This window comes from Variovorax multivorans (assembly GCF_051216835.1).
Classification (GTDB): Bacteria; Pseudomonadota; Gammaproteobacteria; order Burkholderiales; family Burkholderiaceae_C; genus Variovorax.
In genome coordinates this window covers 111,497-128,609 of the sequence record NZ_JBPJZL010000017.1, presented here as the reverse complement: position 1 = coordinate 128,609, position 17,113 = coordinate 111,497, and the positions used below count along the sequence as shown (strand labels likewise).

The 17,113-nt window shown below is 69.2% G+C and carries 16 protein-coding genes and 2 riboswitches; of the genes, 10 read left to right on the top strand and 6 right to left on the bottom strand.

What is annotated here, in order from left to right; all coding sequences use genetic code 11:
• On the bottom strand, window positions 1-357 hold a 357-nt coding region (locus tag ACSFCA_RS31600; RefSeq protein ID WP_435462270.1), incomplete at its 3' end, for a GDP-mannose 4,6-dehydratase.
• A 116-nt stretch (window positions 358-473) separates the two neighbouring features.
• A riboswitch (glycine riboswitch) is annotated at window positions 474-574 on the top strand.
• A gap of 3 nt (window positions 575-577) precedes the next feature.
• A riboswitch (glycine riboswitch) is annotated at window positions 578-694 on the top strand.
• A 92-nt stretch (window positions 695-786) separates the two neighbouring features.
• Here ACSFCA_RS31600 and ACSFCA_RS31595 point away from each other — a divergent pair.
• Window positions 787-2,088, top strand: a complete 1,302-nt coding sequence (locus ACSFCA_RS31595; RefSeq protein ID WP_435462269.1) for a D-amino acid dehydrogenase — start codon at window positions 787-789, stop codon at window positions 2,086-2,088.
• Between the two features lie 6 nt (window positions 2,089-2,094).
• On the opposite strand, the gene ACSFCA_RS31590 is transcribed toward ACSFCA_RS31595, so the two are convergent.
• The 3 genes from ACSFCA_RS31590 to ACSFCA_RS31580 form a co-directional block, all read right to left on the bottom strand.
• Window positions 2,095-3,375, bottom strand: a complete 1,281-nt coding sequence (locus ACSFCA_RS31590; protein ID WP_435462268.1) for an FIST signal transduction protein — start codon at window positions 3,373-3,375, stop codon at window positions 2,095-2,097.
• Between the two features lie 45 nt (window positions 3,376-3,420).
• On the bottom strand, window positions 3,421-4,170 hold the full coding sequence (locus ACSFCA_RS31585; RefSeq protein WP_435462267.1) for a PhaM family polyhydroxyalkanoate granule multifunctional regulatory protein: 750 nt from the start codon (window positions 4,168-4,170) through the stop codon (window positions 3,421-3,423).
• 92 nt (window positions 4,171-4,262) lie between these two features.
• The gene (locus ACSFCA_RS31580) at window positions 4,263-5,708 is read right to left on the bottom strand and encodes an aminotransferase-like domain-containing protein (RefSeq protein ID WP_435462266.1); all 1,446 of its coding nucleotides are present in this window, start codon (window positions 5,706-5,708) and stop codon (window positions 4,263-4,265) included.
• A gap of 113 nt (window positions 5,709-5,821) precedes the next feature.
• Between ACSFCA_RS31580 and ACSFCA_RS31575 the strand changes: the two genes are divergently transcribed.
• Genes ACSFCA_RS31575 through ACSFCA_RS31535 form a run of 9 tightly spaced genes read left to right on the top strand, consistent with a single transcriptional unit; the run spans window position 5,822 to window position 13,245 of the window.
• On the top strand, window positions 5,822-6,421 hold the full coding sequence (locus tag ACSFCA_RS31575; RefSeq protein ID WP_258351376.1) for a LysE family translocator: 600 nt from the start codon (window positions 5,822-5,824) through the stop codon (window positions 6,419-6,421).
• Window positions 6,422-6,429: 8 nt separating this feature from the next.
• Window positions 6,430-7,368, top strand: a complete 939-nt coding sequence (locus ACSFCA_RS31570) for a DMT family transporter (RefSeq protein ID WP_375338420.1) — start codon at window positions 6,430-6,432, stop codon at window positions 7,366-7,368.
• 60 nt (window positions 7,369-7,428) lie between these two features.
• Entirely contained in the window at window positions 7,429-8,631 is a 1,203-nt protein-coding gene (locus ACSFCA_RS31565) for an aminotransferase-like domain-containing protein (RefSeq protein WP_435462265.1), read from the top strand.
• A 22-nt stretch (window positions 8,632-8,653) separates the two neighbouring features.
• Complete coding sequence (locus tag ACSFCA_RS31560; protein WP_435462264.1) at window positions 8,654-9,292, top strand: LysE family translocator; 639 nt, start codon at window positions 8,654-8,656, stop codon at window positions 9,290-9,292.
• Window positions 9,293-9,328: 36 nt separating this feature from the next.
• Complete coding sequence (locus ACSFCA_RS31555; RefSeq protein WP_435462263.1) at window positions 9,329-9,970, top strand: glutathione S-transferase family protein; 642 nt, start codon at window positions 9,329-9,331, stop codon at window positions 9,968-9,970.
• Window positions 9,971-9,975: 5 nt separating this feature from the next.
• Window positions 9,976-10,899, top strand: coding sequence for a PhzF family phenazine biosynthesis protein (locus ACSFCA_RS31550; RefSeq protein ID WP_435462262.1), 924 nt, complete (start codon window positions 9,976-9,978; stop codon window positions 10,897-10,899).
• A 32-nt stretch (window positions 10,900-10,931) separates the two neighbouring features.
• Window positions 10,932-11,624 carry a VOC family protein gene (locus ACSFCA_RS31545; RefSeq protein ID WP_435462261.1) on the top strand — a complete coding sequence of 231 codons (693 nt, stop codon included), beginning with the start codon at window positions 10,932-10,934 and terminating at the stop codon, window positions 11,622-11,624.
• 7 nt (window positions 11,625-11,631) lie between these two features.
• Entirely contained in the window at window positions 11,632-12,264 is a 633-nt protein-coding gene (locus ACSFCA_RS31540) for a LysE family translocator (protein ID WP_435462260.1), read from the top strand.
• 9 nt (window positions 12,265-12,273) lie between these two features.
• Window positions 12,274-13,245 carry a threonine dehydratase gene (locus ACSFCA_RS31535; protein WP_435462259.1) on the top strand — a complete coding sequence of 324 codons (972 nt, stop codon included), beginning with the start codon at window positions 12,274-12,276 and terminating at the stop codon, window positions 13,243-13,245.
• 11 nt (window positions 13,246-13,256) lie between these two features.
• Here the strand turns inward: ACSFCA_RS31535 and ACSFCA_RS31530 are convergent, their stop codons facing one another.
• A complete protein-coding gene (locus ACSFCA_RS31530; protein WP_435462258.1) occupies window positions 13,257-14,873 on the bottom strand; it encodes a phospholipase D family protein in 1,617 nt (538 codons plus the stop codon).
• Window positions 14,874-14,884: 11 nt separating this feature from the next.
• Window positions 14,885-17,113 (bottom strand): molybdopterin cofactor-binding domain-containing protein, encoded by a 2,229-nt coding sequence (locus ACSFCA_RS31525; RefSeq protein ID WP_435462257.1) that lies wholly within the window; start codon window positions 17,111-17,113, stop codon window positions 14,885-14,887.

Below are 17,113 nucleotides of genomic sequence, written 5' to 3'. Positions count from 1 at the left end.
GGCCGGCAGCGCGCTCCAGTGGCCGCGCACGGATTCGAGCAGGCGGAAGGTGCCCAGCACGTTGGTCTGCACGAAGTCTTCGGGGCCGTGGATGGAGCGGTCCACGTGCGATTCGGCGGCAAAGTTCACGACTGCACGCGGCTTGTGCTCGGCCAGCAGGCGGTCGACCAAAGCGCTGTCGCCGATGTCGCCCTGCACGAAGATGTGCCTCGGGTTGTTCTTGAGCGACGCGAGTGTCTCGAGGTTGCCTGCGTAGGTCAGCTTGTCGAGGTTCACGACCGGCTCGTCGCCGTTGGCGATCCAGTCGAGTACGAAATTGGCGCCAATGAAGCCGGCGCCGCCGGTAACCAGGATCATGAAGTCCCCTGCTGATATATGGAACGATCGCCTTGCGGCAAATCAACAGGCGATTATCCCATCGGGCCAGAGGAGAGAAATCAAAGGTTGGCGCCCGCGCAGGCCCCGCCTACAATCGCCCCACTGCAGGAGAGCGGGCCACCTCGGTGGCCCCACCGAAGGCGCAAACTCCCATAAACGCTCAGGTCGGTCCGAACAAGGGACCTGTACTGCACCAACTGAAACGCCGTCTGGAGAGCCATCACACCGCCCAACGTGGTCGTGATGCACCGAAGGAGCAAACCCTCTGCGGGCGCAGCGGGTGAATCTCTCAGGTATCGAGGACAGGGGGAGCGGCAACTTGGACAACGGTCGTCCGGTTGCTTTGCTATTCATTCAATAGCACACCACGCCCGTCGTTCAAGCGCTGCAACCTCAAAGGTACTTGAAATGCGCGTGATCGTTCTTGGCGCCGGCCTGCTCGGCGTGACTTCGGCTTACTACCTCCAGCAACTCGGCCACGAAGTGACCGTGATCGACCGGCAAGCCACCCCAGCCGCAGAAACCAGCTTCGCCAACGGCGGGCAGATTTCCGTCAGCCACGCCGAGCCCTGGGCCAACCCCAGCGCGCCGCTCAAGGTGCTGCAATGGCTGGGCAAGGAAGACGCCCCGCTGCTCTTCCGCATCCGCGCCGACATGCGCCAGTGGCTCTGGGGTCTCCAGTTCCTGCGCGAATGCACGCCAGCGCGCACCCGCCACAACATCGAGCAGATCGTGCGTCTCGGAACATACAGCCGCTCGATGTTGCAACAGTTGCGCCGCGACACCGGCCTCAACTACGACCAGCGCACGCAGGGCATCCTGCATTTCTACACGACGCAAAAAGAGTTCGACGGCGCCCTCGCGCCCGCCGAGCAGATGCGTGCCCTGGGCTGCGAGCGCCAGGTCATCTCGGCCGACGAGGCCGTGAAGATCGAGCCCGCCCTCGCCCACATCCGCCCAAAGCTGGCCGGCGCCACCTACACGGCCGAGGACGAGTCCGGCGACGCCAACCGCTTCGCGCGCGAGCTCGTGGGCCTGGCCACTGCGGCGGGCGTGAAGTTCCTGATGAGCCACACCGTGACCGCGCTGCGCGAAGCCGGCGGCAGCATCGACCACGTCGAAGCCACCGACAGCGAAGGCCGCTTCCAGCGCATCCGCGGCGACGCATTCGTGCTGGCGATGGGCTCGCTCAGCCCGCTGTACGCCGCGCCGCTGGGCATCCGCCTGCCGATCTACCCGGCCAAGGGCTATTCGGTGACGCTGCCGGTCAAGGACGCATCGAAGGCCCACCAGGTCTCGCTGACCGACGACGAATTCAAGCTCGTGTTCTCGCGCTACACCTCGGAGTCGGGCGACCGCCTGCGCATTGCCGGCACGGCCGAACTCAACGGCTACGACCGCGACCTGAACCGCGTGCGTTGCGAAGCCATCGTGCGCCGCGTCGAAGAACTGTTCCCCGGCGCCGGCGACACCACGCAAGCCCAGTTCTGGACCGGCCTGCGCCCCGCCACGCCGAGCAACGTGCCCCTGATCGGCAAGACAAAACTGCCGAACCTGTTCCTCAATACGGGCCACGGCACGCTCGGCTGGACGCATGCCTGTGGCTCGGGCAAGTCAATTGCGCGGATCGTGAGCGGGCTGGCGCCGGAGGTGGATTTCGCGTTCACCGGCATGCCTGCGCCCGCGCCGCGAACGCTGCAACCGGCCTGACCGCGTTCAATCGTTGGCAGTGAACACCGTCAACACCCCGGTATAGCCATACAGATGGTGTCGGGCAATCTCGCCCGCAGCGAAGAACCCGACCAGCGGCACATCGCCCAGCGCATGCCGCACGATCTGCAATTCGGCGCCCGGTGCGCCGAAGTGCGGCCCGCCGCGCCCCGAGCAGCTCACGTACACAGCCCCCGCGATGCGCCGTGCCGGATGCGGCGCCGCCTCGGCCTCGCCCGCCGCCACGGCGCGCGCGGTGGCGAGCGTCTGTTCTTCGGGCTCCAGCTCTTCGCGGATTTCCGCGCAGATGCGCATCAGGTCCGCACGCGCGGCCTGCGCGTTGCGGCGGCAGAAGGTCAGCCGCATGCCGGCTTCGGCCACATCGGCAATGGCGATGCCGCGCCGCGTCGGGTCCAGCCCGATGATGTGGCGCACCAGCACGTCGGCGCCCAGGTCGCCGGTGCGGCGGATGCCGTCGCTGCCTGCATCGGCCAGGCCGACCAGCGTGTTGCGCACGGCGTCGATGGCCTCCTGTGGGCGTTCGAGCGACACCTGCAGATCGGCCAGCAGCACGTCGAGTGCAGGCTCGCCGTCGAGCTTCAGCAGCAGGTTGCCGTCGGCCTCGGTGATCTCGCGCTCGCGCACCGCCCCCGAGCGCAGCGGCTGGCAGCCCTGCGTGACGCGCGACACCAGCCGCACGCCTTCGCCGAACACCACGCCCGACAGGCCGCCCGAAAACACCCCGCCCGCCGCCCCGTGCCCGCGGATGTTGCCGTTACCGCCAACGGCGAACTGCAGCGCACTGCCGCGCCCCGAAGACAACCCGCCGAACAGATAGCCTGTATCGGTGCGCCCCGCCATCTCGGCGATCAGCTCGGTCAGGTCGGGCGTTGCCGGGTCGGCGTGCACCAGCGCCGTGTGCGCCTCGAAGCCGCTCATTTCGGAATTGCCCAGCGGCGCCACGCCCGAGAACACGCGGTACTGGTCGCTCGGCAAGGCGCAGAGCATCAGGCTCATGCCGGGCTCGTCGAAGTACTCGGCGTTGTTGGCCGACACGCCGATGCCGACGGTGCCCGACCAGTCGGTCACTTCGGGCAGCTCGGCGCTCAGGTGGTCGAGGATGTCCTGCGCCTCGCTCGCATAGTGGTCGGTGATGTAGAGCAGCCCCAGCGTCGGCGACGAGGCGTAGTCGGGCAGGGCCATCTGTGCCCGCAACTGGGCCAGCACGAGGCCGGCCGCCATGCGCCATTGCGGATGGGTGGCATGACCGGAGGGAAACAACTTCATGATGCGTGCCAACCCGTTCTCTTCAACAAATGGATGTGTATGACGTCAACGCCGGGCGGAGGTTCGCTTGCGCGCGGCGGTTGATGTCTTCTTTTTGGCAGCCGGCGCTGCAGCCTTCTTGGCCGCGGCAGGCTTGCGGGCGGCCGTTGTTGCCGGCTTGCCCATGACCTTGCCGACAGCATCGGCAAGCGGCTGGGCCATGGCCGGCACCTTCAGCTGGGCCGCGTCCTGCAGCGCCGAACTGGCGATCTGCTGGAACTGTTCGGTGAGCGAGCCCCACCACTGCATGGGATCGACCACGCCGGCGCCATCGGCCGCCGCGGTCTTCGCCTTGGACGAAGCCGGCCTGCTGCGCGACTTCGTCGGTGCCGGAGCTTCTTCTTCGGGCAATTCGTCCTCTTCCTCGAATTCCTCGACCTCTTCGGGCTCGGGCTCCGGAGCTGCCGCGGGCTTCATGGCAACCGCCTGCTTGGTGAACGCGCTGGCGATGTCTTCCATCCGCACGTTCATGCCGCGCAGCGTCGACAGCGTCATCTTCTGCACTTCGAGCGCCTGGATCGTGGCCTTGAGGGCATGGCCGTTCTGCTCGAGCCAGTACTGCACCGTCTTCAGCTCCTGGATGCGCTTGTCGACTTCTTCCACGCTCAGCGTGGGCGCCACCCAGCTCGCGAGGCTCGGGATTCCCGGCACAGAACCGGCTCCCGTGCCCGATGCGGCGCCACCGGCGAGGTTCTTCAGGAAGTCGAATCCGGGGACGAACTGGCTGAAGTCGAAGGGCTTGCTGGCGGTGCTCATGCGGGTGGTCTCCTGGGTGGGTTTTCTTGTGTTGCCAGCTTACTCCAAGCCTCCGGCCTTTTGGCCTGGACCTCCCCACCTTTTACCTGCCGTCAGAGCTCGTTTCGGACCTTGCTGAAGACCTTCCAGAAGGTCGCATCCTGCGACGTGGCGAAGTTGATCCGCATCATGGTGCTCGGCGGCCGGCGCGCATGGAACAGCGAGCCTGGCGCCAGCAGGTAGCCCTGGTCGAGCATGCGCTGCGTGAGCGCATCGGTGTCCACGCCCGTATCGACCCAGCCGAACAGCCCAGCCGGCTCCGAGGCGAAGGTGCAGCCGTGCGACATCGCCAGCTTCACCGCCCGCCCCCGCGCCCCGTCGAGGCGGATGCGCACGCGCTCCGAGTGCCGGCGCAGCTGCCCCTGGTCGATGCACCACGACAACGCCCGCTCGAACAGCGTGGGCGAGGTCAGCGTGGCCAGCAGCTTGGTTTCCAGCAGCCGCTCCTTCAGCGCGGGCGGCGCGGCCAGGAAGCCGATGCGCCAGTTGGGCGCCAGGATCTTCGCGAAGCCGCTCACGTAGATGGTGCGCTGCAGCCCGTCGAGCGCGCTCAGCCGGGTGGCGTGCTCGGGCGCAAGGTGGCTGTAGGTGTCGTCCTCGACGATGTGGAAGTCGTATTCGTTGGCCAGCTTCAGCACGCGGTGCGCGCTGCCCGGCGTGAGGCTGTAGCCGGTCGGGTTGTGCAGCACGCTCACGCTGACGAAAAGCTTGGGGCTGTGCAGCGCGCAGTACTGCGCCATCACTTCCAGGTCGGGCCCGTCCGCGCGCCGCGGAACCGGCAGGATGCGCATGCCCAGCGCCTCCAGCCGCGCGAACTCCAGCGCCCAGCCCGGCTCCTCGACCATCACCGGGTCGCCGGCGCGCAGCAGCGTGCGGCTCACGATGTCCAGCGCATGCGTGGCGCCGATGGTGGTCACGATCTGGTCGGGCGAGGCCGGCACGTTGATGCCCACCAGCTTCTGCGAGAGGCTGCGCCGCAGGCTCATGTCGCCGGCCGGCTCGCCGTACTGGAGCGACAGCTCCTGCAGGGCGGCTGTACTGGTCATGCGCCGCACGGCCGTGGGCATGAAGGTGGACGACATCCAGTCCGGCGGAAACACGCCCATGCCCGGCTGCGGCTTGTCGCTCGGGCGGTGGAACATGCTGCGTATCAGCGAGCTCGCGTCGGCCGGTATGCGCGAGGCCATCATCTGCACCGCCATCGCCGCTGGCATGCCGCTCGCGCCACCGGCGTCCGCGCCGTGGTTCGGGCGGCCGTCCTGTACCGGCGCCGAATCCCGCACATAGAAGCCGCGCTGCCGGCGGGCCTCGACCAGCCCCTGCGCCAGCAGCTGGTCGTACGCGGCAACGACGGTGTACGGGCTCACGCCCTGCTGCCGGGCGCATTCGCGCACCGAGGGCAGGCGGGCGCCGGGCGGCAGCAGGCGGGTGCGGATGCGCTCGGCCAGGCGGTCGGCGAGCTGCGCCGTCAGAGACTGGGTGGAGGTGCGTGTCAGCATGCGTTTTTCAGGCTGTAGCGGCTTCTGTGTCGAAGGAGTGACCAATACAGATTGCCCGATTGTTCGACCAACTGTACTGGAACTGTAATGGTCTCAAGTTTAGAGTGTGTGTCATGAACTGGCAAGAATTCACCGCGCTGCTGGTGCTGGCCACGGCGATGAGTTTCTCGCCCGGTCCCAACACCACGCTCTCCACCGCCCTGGCGGCCAATGGCGGCCTGCCGCGCGCCATGCGCTTCGTGGTCGCGGTGCCCGTCGGCTGGACCCTGCTGCTGGCGCTGTGCGCCGCCGGCATCGGCGCGCTGGTGGTGGCAATGCCTTCGCTGCGCCTGGCCATCAAGGCGCTGGGCATCGGCTACCTGCTGTGGCTCGCGTACAAGCTCAGCGGCAGCGCCACGCTCGGCAAGGCCGACGGCGCCAAGCTGTCAGTCGGCTTCGGCCAGGGCGTGATGCTGCAGTTCGTAAACATCAAGGCCTGGCTGCTGGCGCTCACGCTGGTGGCCGGCTGGATCGCCGGGCAGCCCGATGCGCTGCGCCGCTTCGCCATCGTGGCGCCGGTGATGCTGACCTATGCCTTCGTCAGCAACTTCGCCTATGCACTGGTCGGCGCGCTGCTGCGCGAATGGCTGGCCAAGGGTTCGCGGCTACTGTGGTTCAACCGCGCGATGGGCCTGGTACTGGTGCTGACAGCCTGGTGGATGGTGAGCGTATGAAGCTCGCCATGAAAGACGAAACGCTGGGCATGTGGCTCGGCGTTGTCGGCGTGGCCATGTTCGCCGTCACGCTGCCGATGACGCGCCTGGCCACCGGCACGCAAGACGCACCGCAGCTGTCGCCGTGGTTCGTCACGCTCGGGCGCGCGGCGCTGGCGGGCGTGCTGTCGGCCATCTTCCTGCTGGTAACGCGCTCGCCGCGGCCTGCTGCGCACCAGTGGAAGCCGCTGGCCTTCGCGGTGCTGGGCAATGCCATCGGCTTTCCGCTGCTGCTGGCATATGCGCTGCGCGTGGTCACCGCCAGCCACGCGGCAGTGGTGACTGCCCTGCTGCCGCTGGTCACGGCCGCCGTCGCGGCCTGGGTGCTGCACCAGCGAGCGCGGCTCGGCTTCTGGCTCTGCGCCATCGCGGGCAGCCTGCTGGTGGTGGCGTTCTCGGTGCTGCGCGCGAGCCAGAGCGGCCATGGCTTCGGCTTCGAGTGGGCCGATCTGCTGCTGGTCGGCGCGGTCATCGCCGCCTCCATCGGCTACATCTACGGCGCGCAGGTCACGCCGTCGCTGGGCGCCGAGCGCGTGATCTGCTGGGTCTGCGTGATGGCGCTGCCCTTCACGCTGCCGGCCACGCTGGCGCTGTGGCCGCAACAGCCCGTTGCCACGGCCTCGTGGCTGGGCTTTGTCTACGTCGGCACGTTCTCTATGTGGATCGGCTTCTTCGCCTGGTATCGCGGCCTGGCCCTGGGCGGCGCGCTGCGCGTGAGTCAGACCCAATTGCTGCAGCCCTTCCTCTCGATCCTCGCGTCGATCCCGCTGCTGGGCGAGCCGCTCGACATGGTCACGCTGGGCTTTGCCGTCGCGGTGGTGGCCACTGTGGTCATCGGCAAGCGCCTCTCGCAGCCGCAAGACAACAAGGCCCGCGTCGTATACCGTGGCGACATCCAGCCGGATTGAGCGCCGCTGCGCCCGCCTGCATTATTCGAATCTCACCTCACCGCCTGAAAGAAGAAAGCCATGAACTGGAAACTCGCCGCCCGCGCCGCCAAGATGAATCCCTCGGTGCTGCGCGAAATCCTCAAGGTCACCGAGCGCCCCGGCATCATCAGCCTGGCCGGCGGCCTGCCCTCGCCCAAGACCTTCCCGATCCAGGCTTTTGCCGACGCCTGCGCCGAAGTGCTGCACAACGACGGCCAGGCCGCCCTGCAATACGCCGCCAGCGAAGGCTACGCGCCGCTGCGCCAGGCCGTGGCCGACATGCTGCCGTGGGACGTCGACGCCTCGCAGGTGCTCATCACCACCGGCTCGCAGCAGGGCCTCGACCTCGTGGCCAAGGTGCTGATCGATCCGGGCAGCAAGGTGCTGGTCGAAACGCCCACCTACCTCGGCGCGCTGCAGGCCTTCGGCCCGATGGAGCCGCACCCCGTGGGCGTGGCCAGCGACGACGACGGCGTGATCGTCGAAGACCTGGTGGCCAAGGCCAAGGACGCACGCTTCGTCTACCTGCTGCCCAACTTCCAGAACCCCACCGGCCGCACCATGACCGAAGAGCGACGCGCCGCAGTGTCGGCCGCCGCTGCTGCTGCCAACCTGCCGATCGTCGAGGACAACCCCTACGGCGAGCTCTGGTTCGACGAAGCCCCGCCGCTGCCGCTGGCCGCGCGCAACCCCGAAGGCGTGATCTACCTGGGCTCGTTCTCGAAGGTGCTGGCCCCCGGCCTGCGCCTGGGCTTCCTGGTGGCGCCCAAGTCCATCTACCCGAAGCTGCTGCAGGCCAAGCAGGCGGTCGACCTGCACACGCCGATCTTCACGCAGCGCATGGTCTCGGCCGTGATGAAGGACAAGTTCCTCGACCGCCACGTGCCCACCATCCGCGCCCTCTACAAGCGCCAGCGCGACGCGATGATCGCCGCGCTCAAGCGCGAGATGGCCGGCCTGGACGTGAAGTTCAACGCGCCCAAGGGCGGCATGTTCCTGTGGGCGCGCCTGCCCGAGGGCATCGACACCGTGACGCTGCTGCCCAAGGCGGTCGAGCGCAACGTGGCCTTCGTGCCCGGCGCGCCGTTCTACGCGGGCGAAGGCGATCCGCGCACGCTGCGCCTGTCGTTCGTGACGGCCAGCGAGGACGAAATCGACACCGCCATCGCCGCGCTGGCGCAGACGCTGCGCGAAGAGCTGGTGCTGCTCGGCGACAAAAAGCTGGCCGCCGCGCAGGTCTGAAAGCACAACCCAGGAGCCTCCCTTGATCGGCCTCGCAACGCTGTCGCTCTTCCTGCTCGCGGTTCTGGCGCTGTTCCTGTCGCCCGGCCCGAACATGGCCTTCGTGCTCTCGCACGGCGTGGCCCACGGCCCGCGCGGTGGTTTTGCGGCGGCCATCGGCATCTCGGCGGCCGACCTGGTGCACACGCTGTTCGCGGCCACCGGCGTCACCGCGCTGGTGGCCGCGTGGCCGCCCTCGTTCGATGTGCTGCGCTATGCGGGCGCGCTGTACCTGATCTGGCTCGCTGCGCAGGCGCTGCGCAACGGTGGCGGACTTCGCATCAGTGCGCAGGCGCAGCCCGCCGGCTTTGGCCGCATCGTGCGCATGGCGCTGCTGAACAACCTCGTCAATCCGAAGGCGCTGCTGTTCTTCATGGTGTTCCTGCCGCAGTTCGTCGACCCCTCGCGCGGCAGCGTGCCGCTGCAGCTGGTGCAGCTCGGCGTGGTGCTGTCGATGGCCGCGCTGGCCTTCAACACGCTGCTGGGCGCATGCAGCGGCCAGGTCGGCCGCTGGCTGCACGACCGTCCCGGTGCGGCGCGGTTCCAGAGCGGTCTGCTGGCCGCCGTGATGCTGGGGCTGGCCGTGCGCCTGCTCTTCCTCGATCGTCCCTCGCCCCGCTGAAGCGGGCAGCAAAGACAAGATAGAAAGAAACCGACCATGCTCAACATCTGGGGCCGCATCAGTTCGATCAACGTCCGCAAGGTGGTGTGGTGCGCGCAGGAGCTCGGGCTCGACTTCCAGCGCACCGAGGCCGGCGGCAGGTTCGGCGTGGTGCAGACGCCCGAATACCTCGCGCTCAATCCGAATGCGATGGTGCCCACCATCGACGACGGCGAAGGCGCCGAGCGCGTGACGCTCTGGGAGTCGAACGTGATCGTGCGCTACCTCTGCGCCAGGCATTCGCACGGCAACTTCTATCCGAGCGAGCTGCCCGCGCGCTTCGACGCCGAGCGCTGGATGGACTGGCAGCAGACCACGCTCAACCGCACGAGCCGCGACGCCTTCATCCAGTGGGTGCGCACGCCGCCGTCGGAGCGCCAGAGCGCGCTCATCGAGGCGTCCGTCCGCGACAGCGAAGCGCTGTTCTCGATGCTCGACGCGCATCTTGCGAGCCAGCCGTACATGGCCGGCCAGCGCTTCACCATGGCCGACATTCCCGTTGGCTGCGAGGCGCACCGCTGGTTCAACCTGCCGGCTGCCGAATACCGCAGGCCGAACTGGCCGAACGTCGAACGCTGGTATTCAGAGTTGCTTTCCCGCCCGGGCACGCGCGGCGTGCTCGACCTCCCCCTCGAATGAATCCGATGAAATCCCGCCCCTTCAAGCAAGTCGACGTCTTCACCGCCACCGCCTACTACGGCAACCCGCTCGCGGTGGTGATCGATGGCCAGGACCTCGACGACGCCGCCATGCAGCGCTTTGCGCAGTGGACCAACCTGTCCGAAACCACCTTCCTGCTGCCGCCCACCGACCCGGCCGCCGACTACCGCGTGCGCATCTTCACGCCCGGCGGCGAGCTGCCCTTTGCCGGCCACCCGACCATCGGCAGCTGTCATGCCTGGCTGCAGGCCGGCGGCAAGCCCAAGGCTGCAGGCTTGGTGGTGCAGCAATGCGGCGCCGGCCTCGTGCCGCTGCGCCGCGACGGCGAGCGCCTGGCATTCGCCGCGCCGCCCCTGAAGCGCAGCGCCCCGAGCCCCGCGCTGCTGGCCAAGGTGGCCGGCGCGCTGGGCCTGAAAGCGCAGCAGGTCATCGCGGCGCAGGTGCTCGACAACGGGCCGGTCTGGTTCGGCCTGCTGGTGAACGACGCCGACGCCGTGCTGGCGCTGCAGCCCGACCACCGCGCCCTGAAGGAGCTGGGCGTGAAGGCCGGCGTGGCGGGCGTGCCCGCGGCGCACGACACCGCGCTGCTCATCGGCCGCTCGAACCGCGAGGCGCGCGCCTTCGGCAACCGGCCCGCAACCCCGAACGAAGACGGCGCGAAGATCGACCTCGAAGTGCGCGCCTTCGCCGAGCCCATCGGCGTGCAGGAAGACCCGGTCACCGGCAGCCTCAACGCCAGCCTGGCCGAATGGCTGATCGCCGACGGCCACATGCCCGAGCGCTACCTTGCCGCGCAGGGCCAATGCCTGGGCCGCGCGGGCCGCGTCTACATCGAGCGCGATGCCGAAGGAAAGATCTGGGTCGGCGGCGATGCCGTGACCTGCGTCGACGGCAGCGTCACGCTGTAAGCGCAACGCCCACACCCACGCCCACGCCCGCCATGCACGCGCAGCTCGACCACCTCGTGATTGCCGCCGCCTCGCTCGCCGAGGGCGTGGCCTGGTGCGAGGCAACGCTCGGCGTCACGCCGGCCCCGGGCGGCTCGCATCCGCTGATGGGCACGCACAACCGCCTGCTGAACATCGCGAGCGACGCCTTCCCCGCGGCCTACGCGGAAATCATCGCGATCGAGCCGGGCAAGCAGCCCTCGCGCCCCAAGACGCACCGCTGGTTCGACCTCGACGACGCCGCGCTGCAGGCCGGGCTCGCACAGCACGGCCCGAAGCTGATTCATTTCGTCGCCCGCGTGCCCGACGCGCATGCGGCAACGCGAGCGCTCGCACATGAGGAGCATGCGCACATCGACCGCGGCCAGTTGCTCGAAGCCTCACGCGACACGCCCGCCGGCCGGCTCGAATGGCAGATCACCGTGCGCGACGACGGCCAGCGGCTGTTCTATGGCGCACTGCCCACGCTCATCCAATGGGGCCCGGTGCACCCCACCGACGCCATGCCGAAATCTGGCCTCGCCATGCGCTCGCTGCGCGCCGTGCACCCGCGCGCGCCCACGCTGGCCGCCGCGCTGTCGGCCATCGGCATGACCGGCATGGACATCAGTGCCGGCCCGCCCAATCTCATCGCCGTGCTCGACACACCGCGCGGCCCCGTCACCCTCGAATCGCAAGGACTCTGACCCGATCATGCTGAGCCTCACCGAAATCGCCTGGTTCGCCCTCGCCTCGCTGCTGCTGGCGCTCACGCCGGGGCCGAACATGATCTATTGCGTCTCGCGCACGCTGGTGCAGGGCCGTCGCGCCGGGCTCATCTCGCTGGGCGGCGTGCTGCTGGCGTTCCTGGCGCACCTGTTCGCCGCGGCACTCGGGCTCACCGCGCTGCTGCTGGCAGTGCCGCTGGCCTTCGACGCGATCCGCATCGCCGGTGCGGCCTACCTGCTGTGGCTCGCGTGGCAGGCGGTCAGGCCCGGGGGCAATGCGCCCTTCGAGGCGCGCGCACTGCCGGCCGATCCGCCGGGCAAGCTGTTCCGCATGGGCTTTCTCACGAACCTGCTGAACCCGAAGGTGGCGATGTTCTACCTCTCGTTCTTTCCGCAGTTCATCCACCCCGAGCGCGGTTCGGTGATGTTGCAGAGCATGCAGTTGGGCGTCGCGCAGATGGCCAGCAGCGCCGTGGTCAACACGGTGATGATCGTCGGCGCCGCCAGCATCACGGCCGTGCTGTCGCAAAGCGCGGGCTGGCTGCGCGCGCAGCGCTACATCATGGGCAGCGTGCTGGCCGCGCTGGCCGTTCGCGTGGCGCTCACCGAACGCAAGTAAGGACATCCCGTGAAGTTCACCCGCGAAGAAATCGAAGCCGCGCAGCGCACCGTGCATGCGGCCATGCCGCCCACGCCGCAGTACGCCTGGCCGCTGCTCTCGCAGCGCCTCGGGGCCACCGTGTGGGCCAAGCACGAGAACCACACTCCGGCCGGCGCCTTCAAGATCCGCGGCGGCCTGACCTACTTCGAAACCCTGGCGCGCGAGCAGCCCGGAGTGCGCCACGCCATCAGCGCCACGCGCGGCAACCACGGCCAGTCGGTCGGCTTCGCCACGCGGCGCCACGGGCTGGCCGCGACCATCGTGGTGCCGCACGGCAATTCGACAGAGAAGAACGCCGCGATGCGCGCGCTCGGCGTCACGCTGGTCGAGCATGGCGACGACTTCCAGGCCGCCTCCGAGCACGCAGCCGAGCTGGCCGAGCGCGACGGCCTGCACCGGGTGCCTTCGTTCCATCGCGAACTGGTGCGCGGCGTTTCGACTGCGTATGTGGAGTTCTTCGACGCGTTGAAAGACACCCCGCCCGACGTGCTGTTCGTGCCCATCGGCCTGGGCTCCGGCTTTGCCGGTGCGGCGGCGGCACGCGCGTATTGCGGCGTGTCGACCAAGCTCATCGGTGTGGTGTCGGCGCATGCCACGGCGTACCGCGATTCCTTTCGCGCCGGCAAGCCCGTCGAGTCGCCCGTCACCACGCGGCTGGCCGACGGTATGGCCTGCCGCGTCCCGGTGCCCGAATCCGTCGAGGTGATCCTGCGCGAAGCCGACGACGTGGTCACCGTCACCGACGACGAGATTGCCGAGGCCATGCGCATCCTCTTCAGCGACACGCACAACGTGGCCGAGGGCGCCGGCGCAGCCGCACTGGCAGCCGCGCTTCAGCAGCAGGAACGCTGGCGCGGCAAGACGGTGGGTGTGTGCGTGAGCGGCGGCAATGTCGATACCGGCATGTTCGCCGGCGTGCTCGGCGGCAGCGCGTCCTAGCACCCTCTTCCCTACAGCATCGACTCGGGAATCACGAGCGACTGCAGGTAGAGCTTCGCGCGCGTCGCCAGGTCCGCGCCGGGCTCCTTGTCGGTCACCTTGACCGGCTGGTCGCCGTCCACGCGCCACCATTCCAGTTCGCTGTCGCTGCCCGGCTTGAGCCGCACCTGGAAGGCCGAGTGCTGCATGAGTTCGCCGAAGAAGGCGCGCGCCTCCTCGGCCAACGCGGGGCAGTCGATGCGCAGGCCGAACTCGGTGTTCAGCGCGTCCGAGCGCGGGTCCATGTTGACCGAGCCCAGGAAGAGGGTCTTCCGGTCGATCACGAGCGCCTTGGTGTGCAGCCGCACCTGCGTGCCTGCTCCGATGCTGCCGACGAACAACGCGCGGCCCGCGTTCGGGTGGATCTCGTAGATCTGCATGCCGTCGCCCAGCAGCCGGGCGCGGTAGCGGCGGTAGCCGGTGTGCACCACCGGCTCGTCGGTGGCGGCCAGCGAGTTGGTTATGAGCGTCTGGCGGATGCCCCGCGCCGCGTTGCGGCGCATGCCTTCGAGCGCCGCCGGGCCGGGCACGAAGTACGGCGACGAGGTGATGATCTCGGACTTCGCCTGCTGCGCCGCCTCGCCCAGCAGGCGGCGGCTGGTGTCGATGAGCGCGCCGCTCGGCAGGCGCTGCGTCTCCGCCTGGCCCCAGGCCTTGGCCGGCGAATCGGCAAAGGCCTGCGCGTGGCCGAACGCGAGCTTCACACGGCCCGCCTGCAGCTCGTCGCCGAGGGTGACGCGGCCCAAGGGATCGACAGTGCGGAACGGCACCGGTTCGGGCGTGTCTGCCCCGTCCACCCGCGCGTCGAAGGCCCGGCGCACGGCTTCTATGTCGCCCGACGGGTGCAGCACTGACGCCGCGGTGCGCACCTGCGGCGCGTTCCAGTACTCGTCGAAGATGCTCGCCATCTGCGGCAGCACGGCGCCGGCCACCAGCACGTCGTAGTCGAAGAAGTTGTCGTCGGTGTCGCGCATGAAATAGACGTCGCCGAGGTTGCGTCCGCCAGCCACGGCCAGCATGCCGTCCGCCACGAACAGCTTGTTGTGCATGCGGCGGTTGACCCGCGAGAAGTCGAACAGCGCGAGGCCGAAGCGGGTGGCCATGCCGCCGCGCGTGGGAAAGGGATTGAAGATGCGCACTTCCACGTTCGGATAGGCGCCCAGGCCCTCGAGCAGCGGCCCGATGTCTTCCGTGTAGAGATCGTCCACGAGCAGCCGCACGCGCACGCCGCGCTGGGCCGCGTTGCGCAGCTCTCGCAGCACCAGCCGGCCGGTCGCGTCGTCGTGCAGGTGGTAGTACTGCAGGTCGAGCGAGCGTTGCGCGCCGCGCAGCAGCACGAGGCGGGTGTCCATGCTGGCAAGGCCCAGCATCAGGCGAAAGCCGCTCGCTCCGGGTTCGGCCCCCTGCATCGACGCGGTGGCGATCCGGTCGAGCGGCGTGGCGGGGCCCTGCACGGGCAGCGAGGTGCTGGCGGTGCGCGGCCCTTCGTCGGAAAGCGTCGCGCATCCGACGAGCGACAGGGCAACGCAGGCCGCTGCGGCCAGAAGAAGCTGGCGAGTCAGTGCGACAAAAGAGACTGCGGCAGGCATGGCGGTGCCATTCAAGCACGCATCGGCAGCCCGGGCAGCAGTTTGTCGAGCGTGATCGGGTAGTTCCGCACGCGCACGCCGGTGGCGTTGTAGATCGCGTTCGCCACCGCCGCGCCCGAGCCGCAGGTGCCCAGCTCGCCGATGCCCTTCGACTTGATCGGACTCGCGAGATCGTCGGCGTCCTGCAGGTACACGGCGTCGATGTCCGGAATGTCGGCGTGCACCGGCACCAGGTACTCGGCCATGTCGTGGTTGACGAAGTAGCCGTGGTGCACGTCGACCACCGCCTCTTCCGTGAGCGCCGCGCCCACGCCGAACACCATGCCGCCGATGGCCTGGCTGCGCGCGGTCTTCATGTTGAGGATGCGGCCCGCCGCGAACACGCCGAGCATGCGGCGCACGCGCGTTTCGCCGGTGTCGATGTCCACGCCCACCTCGCAGAAGTGGGCGCCGAACGCGGCCTGCGCGTAGCGGCGGTGCAGGTCGCCGGGCTCGACATTGCCGAGCACGCTGAGGCCTTCCGCGCCGGCCAGCTCACTGAGCTCGTGCGAGCGGCGCCCAAGGGCAATGCGGCCGCGCTCGAAGCGCGCCTTCTGCGCGTCGAAGCCGGCACGCTCGGCGAGCAGGCGGCACAGCTGCTGGCAGCCATCGAAGACCGAGGCGCCGGCGCTCGACGCGCCTATCGAGGCGATCGAGCCCGCGCCCATGGGAAACGCGGTGTCGCCGAGCCGCACGCCGATACGGTCCATCGGAATGCCCGTCATCTCGGCCGCGATCTGCGCCAGCACGGTGTAGGTGCCGGTGCCGATGTCGGTCATCGACGTCTCGATCAACAGCCGGCCCTGCGCGTCGAGGCTCAGCTTCGCGCTCGACGGCCGCACCGAGTGGTGATGGATGGCGCTGGCCACGCCCATGCCGACCAGCCAGCGGCCGTCGCGCACCCGCCCCGGCATGGGGCTTCTCTTCGCCCAGCCGAAACGCTGCGCGCCTTCTCGCAGACACTCGACCAGCTTGCGCCCCGAGTAAGGGCGCGATGGCCCGCGTTCAGGGTCGTGCTGGCTGTCGTTGAGGATGCGCAGCTGCACCGGGTCGATGCGCAGCTTCTCGGCGAGTTCGTCGAGCGCCACCTCGAAGGCCAGCTGGCCGCTGGCAGTGGCGGGTGCGCGCATGGCCGCGGCCTCGGGCAGGTCGAGCGCGGCCAGGCGGTGCGCCGTCATGCGGTTGGGGGCGGCGTAGAGCAGGCGCGTCTGGCGCGATGCGCCCTCGTAGTAGTTGCGGCCCGGCAGGTTGCTGGTCCAGGTCTCGTGGCCGATGGCGGTGAGCCGGCCGTCGGGCGTGGCGCCGAGCCGCACGCGCTGGATGGTCGCGGCGCGGCGCGTCGTGTGGTTGAGCAGTTGCTCGCGCGCCAGCGCCGTCTTCACCGGCCGGCGCAGTTCGCGCGCCGCGAAGGCGGAGAGCACCGCGTCCGCATGCGTGCGCAGCTTGGAGCCGAAGCCGCCGCCGACGAAGGCCGAGACCACGCGCACCTGCGCGACCGGCACGTCCAGCATGGCAGCCACGTCGCCTGCGGCCCAGTTCGGCATCTGGTGCGATGTGTAGAGCGTGAGGCGGTCGCCGTCCCAGCGCGCGGTGGTGGCCTGCGGCTCCATCATCGCGGGATGCTGGTCGGGCGTGGTGTAGGTCGCATCGAGCGTGACGGGCGCGGCGTCGAAGGCGCCCTGGAAGTCGCCCACCGCCGTGTCGGCCGCGCTCTCGCTGCCTGCGCTCGGGTCGTCGCCGGGCTTGGGGGCGCTCGCCTGCGCGGCCGCAAGATCGAAGCGCCCCGCGCTGCGCTCGTAGTCGATGCGGATCATGAACGCGGCCGCGCGAGCCTGTTCGAAGGTCTGCGCCACCACGAAGGCCACCGCCTGGCCGTGCTGCTGCACTTCGGGCCCTGAAAGCTGCGACACCACGTTGGCGCGCCCCTTCGGCACCATGCGCGGAACGTTCGCGTAGGTGTAGACCAGCAGCACACCCGGCGCGCGCTGCGCCTCGGCGGTGTCGATGCGCGTGATGCGGCCCTTGGCGATGCCGGCGAGCACGACCCAGCCGTAGACGGCATCGGGTACTTCGTCGTGGCACTCGTAGCTGTAGTGGGCGCGACCGCTGACCTTGAGCGGCCCGTCGATGCGGTCGAGCGGGCGGCCCAGCACGCGCTCGCGGTCCAGGGCGCTCGGCCCTGCGGCTTCGGTGAATTGCAT

Bases quoted from the DNA above. Each gene is read 5' to 3' on its own strand.
- ACSFCA_RS31595 (WP_435462269.1), top strand. From the start codon at position 787: ATGCGCGTGATCGTTCTTGGCGCCGGCCTGCTCGGCGTGACTTCGGCT.
- ACSFCA_RS31590 (WP_435462268.1), bottom strand. From the start codon at position 3,375: ATGAAGTTGTTTCCCTCCGGTCATGCCACCCATCCGCAATGGCGCATG.
- ACSFCA_RS31585 (WP_435462267.1), bottom strand. From the start codon at position 4,170: ATGAGCACCGCCAGCAAGCCCTTCGACTTCAGCCAGTTCGTCCCCGGA.
- ACSFCA_RS31580 (WP_435462266.1), bottom strand. From the start codon at position 5,708: ATGCTGACACGCACCTCCACCCAGTCTCTGACGGCGCAGCTCGCCGAC.
- ACSFCA_RS31575 (WP_258351376.1), top strand. From the start codon at position 5,822: ATGAACTGGCAAGAATTCACCGCGCTGCTGGTGCTGGCCACGGCGATG.
- ACSFCA_RS31570 (WP_375338420.1), top strand. From the start codon at position 6,430: ATGAAAGACGAAACGCTGGGCATGTGGCTCGGCGTTGTCGGCGTGGCC.
- ACSFCA_RS31565 (WP_435462265.1), top strand. From the start codon at position 7,429: ATGAACTGGAAACTCGCCGCCCGCGCCGCCAAGATGAATCCCTCGGTG.
- ACSFCA_RS31555 (WP_435462263.1), top strand. From the start codon at position 9,329: ATGCTCAACATCTGGGGCCGCATCAGTTCGATCAACGTCCGCAAGGTG.
- ACSFCA_RS31550 (WP_435462262.1), top strand. From the start codon at position 9,976: ATGAAATCCCGCCCCTTCAAGCAAGTCGACGTCTTCACCGCCACCGCC.
- ACSFCA_RS31545 (WP_435462261.1), top strand. From the start codon at position 10,932: ATGCACGCGCAGCTCGACCACCTCGTGATTGCCGCCGCCTCGCTCGCC.
- ACSFCA_RS31540 (WP_435462260.1), top strand. From the start codon at position 11,632: ATGCTGAGCCTCACCGAAATCGCCTGGTTCGCCCTCGCCTCGCTGCTG.
- ACSFCA_RS31530 (WP_435462258.1), bottom strand. From the start codon at position 14,873: ATGCCTGCCGCAGTCTCTTTTGTCGCACTGACTCGCCAGCTTCTTCTG.
- ACSFCA_RS31525 (WP_435462257.1), bottom strand. From the start codon at position 17,113: ATGCAATTCACCGAAGCCGCAGGGCCGAGCGCCCTGGACCGCGAGCGC.